The 4,755-nt window shown below is 37.9% G+C and carries 6 protein-coding genes and 3 pseudogenes; 4 read left to right on the top strand and 5 right to left on the bottom strand.

Annotated elements, in window-relative coordinates; translation table 11 throughout:
- Nucleotides 1-552, bottom strand: a pseudogene (locus G622_RS0119715) (RNA-guided endonuclease InsQ/TnpB family protein); the annotation flags it as partial.
- Between the two features lie 92 nt (nt 553-644).
- On the opposite strand from G622_RS0119715, the gene tnpA reads away from it, so the two are divergent.
- From tnpA to G622_RS27200, 4 genes and pseudogenes are all read left to right on the top strand, one after another.
- Complete coding sequence (gene tnpA, locus G622_RS23905; protein WP_044958191.1) at nt 645-1,103, top strand: IS200/IS605 family transposase; 459 nt, start codon at nt 645-647, stop codon at nt 1,101-1,103.
- Nucleotides 1,104-1,274: 171 nt separating this feature from the next.
- On the top strand, nt 1,275-1,637 hold the full coding sequence (locus tag G622_RS0119705) for a hypothetical protein (RefSeq protein WP_026512075.1): 363 nt from the start codon (nt 1,275-1,277) through the stop codon (nt 1,635-1,637).
- A gap of 13 nt (nt 1,638-1,650) precedes the next feature.
- On the top strand, nt 1,651-2,583 hold the full coding sequence (locus G622_RS0119700) for a carbohydrate kinase family protein (protein ID WP_026512074.1): 933 nt from the start codon (nt 1,651-1,653) through the stop codon (nt 2,581-2,583).
- Nucleotides 2,584-2,702: 119 nt separating this feature from the next.
- Nucleotides 2,703-3,002 (top strand): annotated as a pseudogene (locus G622_RS27200) (transposase); the annotation flags it as partial.
- 239 nt (nt 3,003-3,241) lie between these two features.
- On the opposite strand, the gene G622_RS0119690 reads toward G622_RS27200, so the two are convergent.
- The 4 genes and pseudogenes from G622_RS0119690 to G622_RS26270 form a co-directional block, all read right to left on the bottom strand.
- Nucleotides 3,242-3,469 carry a hypothetical protein gene (locus G622_RS0119690; protein ID WP_026512073.1) on the bottom strand — a complete coding sequence of 76 codons (228 nt, stop codon included), beginning with the start codon at nt 3,467-3,469 and terminating at the stop codon, nt 3,242-3,244.
- Between the two features lie 10 nt (nt 3,470-3,479).
- Nucleotides 3,480-3,959: an HIRAN domain-containing protein gene (locus tag G622_RS0119685; RefSeq protein WP_026512072.1), complete on the bottom strand. Its 480-nt coding sequence runs from the start codon at nt 3,957-3,959 to the stop codon at nt 3,480-3,482.
- Nucleotides 3,960-3,961: 2 nt separating this feature from the next.
- Entirely contained in the window at nt 3,962-4,423 is a 462-nt protein-coding gene (locus G622_RS0119680; RefSeq protein ID WP_026512071.1) for a hypothetical protein, read from the bottom strand.
- A gap of 88 nt (nt 4,424-4,511) precedes the next feature.
- Nucleotides 4,512-4,755, bottom strand: a pseudogene (locus tag G622_RS26270) (IS4 family transposase); the annotation flags it as partial.

The raw sequence follows: 4,755 nt of genomic DNA, 5'->3' as shown, positions 1-4,755 counted from the left end.
GGGCTGGGGAAGGTCCCTGCCAAGTTTTAAAGTATCTGTTGTTCCGGGAAAACGTATATAGGAATCATCCTTTATCCTGCATATCTGATTCGTAAGGATGGCAGTCTTGTATTTTCCCTGGCGTACATAACCCGGCATGCGGGGACGCCCCGTAAATGCAGATGGTGTCTTGGCGTATGTCTTCACTGCTTTAAAAAATGATTTGTAATCCCTAAGAAGAAGCTTAAGTATCTGCTGGTTAGCCTGAGAAGGAAGCCCATAGTATGCCTTATCCCTGGTACTCTTCAAAAGATAGTCAAGGGCATTATAAGAAAGCCATGAGCCAGCTGCATGGTATTTTGTCCCTTCAAGGTTTTCACTTACAAGTTTATACACCTGCATCTGATTGGGAAAAAGAGGCCTGTAAGAGTCAAATGCCTCTATGGCAGAAGCATACTGTCGGATGATGAAATTCGCCCTGTTGTAAAGAACTGCAGATGCCCTGCATATATCCTGACAGTAACTGTATAGTGTGTTGTTTTTAGTTATTCTGTACTGTCTTGTTCTGTACACAGTTGAGTTTCCTTTTCCAAAAGATTATATTAGTATTATAGCATAAATTTTAAGAATAATCAAAACATTTGTTCTTTTCGGAAGGAGTTTTTATGGATAACTACAGAAGAGGTTCACATTCCGTTTACCTGCTTACCTATCATATCATTTTTGTCACTAAGTTCAGGAAAAAGGTGATAACCAATGAGATGGGGGATTTCATGAAAAATCACGCGGCTTATCTGTGTGGAAGGATGAACTGCGATATGCTTTCTGCCGAGACAGATGAGGATCATATACACATGCTTATTTCCATGCCTCCGGATGTTGCTCCGGTGAAACTGATCAACACCTTAAAATCCCAGCTCTCTAAAGAAGTCAGGATCAAATACCGTGAACATATAGAAAAATATCTGTGGGGAGATGCTCTTTTCTGGAGCAGGAGCTATTTTTGCGCCACAACGGGATCCGTTTCACTTGAGACAGTGAAAAAATATATAAAAAGCCAGCGCACGGATGACCACAAAAGAAAATATGAAAAAACCGGGCGATACAGCAAAGTAAAGCGCTGAGGGTCAGCGATTCATCCCCCACCGACTATGTCGGAAGGAGTTTTCTCGCTGATACATCATAAAAACAAAATAGCCTATTTTACAACCATAGATTAGCTCATATTATAATAAGTCATATCAACTATTGAAACAATCCGTTATAAGTATCAAAACACAACTGGGTTGTTAGCATTGGCTCCAAATGTAGTATTTACACTGCCTAGTGCTGCAGCCGGAATTACGGTAAATCAGGCACTTAAGGAGCCTGATAAATATCATATAGACAAAGTAGAGTTTGGAAAATTACTTGCATTCGAGTTTAGAAATGAGACAGATGCAGAAATTACTATTATACTGGATATGGATAATTATCTGGTCGGAGCAGAGATTTATGGTGATCTGGCCAGAGAAATGATTTATATTATTACAATGATAATATATGGACGTATGACTATGGAGATTATTATGGGAACAATCTGGGCATTCCCCACACAGACAGACGGACTTGTGGAAATGTTAGCATCAAAGCTTCATAGTGATATGCCAAAAATGTAAAAAACGAGGGAAGATGGTGGAGAAAAAAGTTACAATTATTGGGGCAGCAATAACAGATGTACATGCAGGGCCTGTTTCAAGTAATTTATTTGAAGCAGGCTCTGTGCCTGTAGAAAATATGGCAGTAACATACGGCGGGGATGCTCTGAATGAAGCTGTAATGCTTTCATCTCTTGGCGTAGATAGTGAACTGGTATCTGTTGTCGGTGACGATGAAAACGGTAAAAGGATACTGAACTACCTAAAGAGCAGCGGCATAAATACAGATAAAATAACTGTATGCGATGGCATGACAACCGGAATGAATATCGTTCTAAATGATGCATCCGGAGAGCGGTTCTTCATAACTAATCCCAGGAGCAGCTTAAGACGGTTGTCAGTAGAGCATATTTTACCTCACGCCGATGAATTTGCAGATATTGTCTGCTTTGCCAGCATGTTTGTATCACATGAACTTGGGATAAAGGAAATGAGAAAAGTGTTTTCCAAAATCAAAGAAAAGCCCAGCAGAGTCCTTATATGTGATATGACAACTGCAAAAAAGGGAGAAAATATCCGAGACATAGCAGAGCTCCTGGAATATATAGACTATATCGTACCTAATGAAAAAGAGGCAGCGCTTCTCACAGGAGAAAGTGACATTTATAAAAATATTGATATTTTTCGCGCTCATGGAGCCAAAAATGTTGTTATCAAGTGTGGAAGTGCCGGCTGTGTTTACAGCGATGGAAAAGTGACCAAAAATGTCCCTTCCTTTAAAGTATCAGCCATTGATACTACAGGTGCCGGTGACAGTTTTGTAGCAGGGTTCACATATGGACTACTCAAAGGATCAGATATTCATACTTGTTGCAAATATGGAAATGCTGTTGCTTCTTATGTCGTAGAGCAAATCGGAACTACCGGAATAAAACTGTCTGACGATGATATAGGAACACGAATGTAAAAGAGATTTGAATTACGAAAAAAATTGAGGGTTTGAAAAAATCTCTGTAAATTTAATATAAGTCAATTATAAAAGTCTTCTATGATAAAATTTTATATTATCAAGGGAGGCCTTTTATAATGGCAAACAAGAAAAGAGATGTTTACAAATCGAAACCAATGACAGAAGGAAAGAAGGCAGTTATCCAAGGATTGCTTGATGAGTATGATATCCAGACAGCTGATGATATCCAAGAAGCACTTTAGGATCTTCTTTCCGGAACCATTCAATCGATGCTTGAAACTGAAATGAATGAGCATCTGGGCTATGAAAAATATGAGCGTGATGATGAGCCCAATTATCGTAATGGAACCAAGCCAAAGACTGTAAGAAGCAAGTATGGGGAGTTCGAAATTGATGTTCCACAGGATCGAAATAGTGTTAGCATCGGGCGATAACCGCCAATTATCATCGGATTATTTTAGCCAAAAATCATCGAATTAAAACAACCAAAAAGTCATTACTGAACTTATCTTTTGTCCTAAACTGATGTTAGCCAACGCATCAGATAGGAGGAAAATGTATAGAAAAAGCATCAGTAATGACTTACAAGAAATCTTAACACAAGCAGTGGATAAGATGAAACAGGAAATGGGGGATTCTTACAGCATAGACAAGGTCAACCTTGCTGAGTTTCTCCTAAAAATTTACACAATTCTGGTAATACATTCTCAAAATCATCCATGCAAAAGCAGTCAGAAAACAGTACTTTGTTACCCTGTACTTTCATTTCTTCTGAAATAGCATAGTCTTGACCATTTCCAGAAAGTTTTGCTGGAAAATTTTCAATTTCCTTTACCTGTAATTCATTTTTACAATGGATTACAAATTCTGAACTGACTGACATTTTTCCCTCCTTATAATATTTTTGCCCTAAGTTCCACAAATAGCATAGCTTGCTTTGCGTGCCTGCTTCTTTTAGAAATAGGTTCCACAAAGCTCACTACTGCTGACTCAAATATCAGGTCCCCCCCATCAAATAGTGGAGCAATCGCGTTACATAATTCTGCAGGCATATTGCCCACATCCTGTCCTCGTTTTGTCAGCAGCACGAAATTATTCGAATTGTATGGATTATCTTTTTCTCTTGCAACTTGGATAACATCACCAACATGAACCTTTTCAATCTGTTCCGTTCTGCCTTCGTAACGTGTTCCTTTAGACTCAAACCGAATAGTTATATTACCTGTTGTTTCATCAAATAGTCCTTCTGATTTATCCAAATATTCCATCATTCCAGGTTCAAAGTATTCAGGACCAACCATCTTTGAAAGTTCGTTCCGTTCGTGCAGTTTTTTTAGTTCCCGAAGGAGATTCTCTTTCATCTCAGATGTCATAATCAAAGTCCCCCTTCTTCAATTTCCTGATAATATAGATCTTTGTTAGCATACAGCCTGTCAAGAATCTTATCATGATACACTTCAGTATCATGTACTTTATATACAACTGTGGATTTATCCGGAACTACGCAACCATATTTATTCTCAAGTTCACTCATTAAGTCATAAGCATCTATGCTCTCATATTGTTTGATTATCTCCTGTTCAAAAGACTTAATGGTTATATCCTCTCTGCCTTTATACAAAATTATGTTTCCAAACATTGTAGCAAATGCAAATCTGTCATCAGATAATAAAAGATTTGCATAGAACCAATCAGAAAAGCCATAATCATATAGGTCTGATTCGAATCCTGCTTTTTTTATTGATTGTGAACTGAAGTATGTTCCATCCTCCACAAAATCATATACAGCATCGCAAAAATCCTGAATTGTCTCTCTAGTAATACCAGACTTTTCCAATTTTCTTATGTTAATTACTGAAACTTCGCAGTTACAAAACTGCGGTTGAACCTTGATAATTCAATAAAAATTGGCAATTAAGTACCAATCATGCTGCCTGAAGATGACGTTGCATGGATGGTGTAAGTGCAGATACAAACTTGTCTATCATTAAAGATATTTTTTCTTCATCGAGATCAAATTCTTCTATCATCATGTTTGAGAAAATCTCCATAATGATGTTAAAAGCATAGATGAATGTTACATCGGCCACCTCATCCATGAAGTATGCAAACAACTCGCCTAAAGTTCGAGAATCTTCTGATTCGCGATTTTCTACTGCAAGCATCATG

Origin of the sequence: Butyrivibrio sp. LC3010, assembly GCF_000424385.1 — a bacterium.
In the GTDB taxonomy this organism is placed as follows: domain Bacteria; phylum Bacillota; class Clostridia; order Lachnospirales; family Lachnospiraceae; genus Butyrivibrio.
Note: the sequence above shows the minus strand (reverse complement) of the source record. Positions and strands in the feature narration are given on the sequence as shown.